At 42.0% G+C, this 747-nt stretch carries 1 pseudogene; it reads right to left on the reverse strand.

Annotated elements, in window-relative coordinates:
* Nucleotides 1–747: pseudogene (locus tag AC4J95_RS21110) on the reverse strand (IS3 family transposase); the annotation flags it as partial.

Genomic DNA, 747 nt, shown 5'->3' on the forward strand with positions numbered 1-747 from the left:
CAATGAATAAGGAATTCGGCCAAAGGCTTCTTTTACCAATGCGGCATCCTTTTTCTCACCGCACGAATAACCGATAATTTCTCGATTAAATAAATCCAGAATGAGGCAGATATAATGCCATTTTTTCCCCACACGAACATAGGTAAGATCCGTGACGATGGCTTCCAATGGGGTTTCTTGTGTAAAGGTTCGATCTAATACATTCGCTGTTTCCGCTTCATTACAAGCTGTTCGCTGGCCTTTAAAATGAGCGATCGTATAGGTAGAAGTCAACCCACGACGTTTCATGATTCGACCGATTCGACGCCGGCTGAGTTGAAGGTCACGCTTTGCTAAACATTTCTTCAATTTACGGGTACCATAGGCTTTTCGGTTACGAATAAATTCTTCCTGTACGACTTCTTCTAACTCAGACTCATTTCTGACAGGTTGAGCTTGATAATAGTAGGTTTGCCGAGAAATTTTTAAGATTTTGCACATCGCTGATATCGAGTATTTATGCTTGTTGGCATCAATTACTTGTCTTTTCGTCCGAATATCAGCGCTGCTTGCTTTAAAATATCATTCTCCATTTCGAGCTGCTTATTTTTCTTTCTCAGTGCGATCAGTTCTGCTTGTTCGGGTGTTAAGTTATCTTTTTCCTTGAACGAGCCTGTTGACTGTGCTTGCTTCACCCATTTATCGAAGGCTGAAGCGGTCAGCTCATAGTCTCGAATGATTTCTGCGCGCGGTTTGCCTGCAAGATAA

This window comes from Enterococcus sp. GPZ-007, from assembly GCF_059374735.1.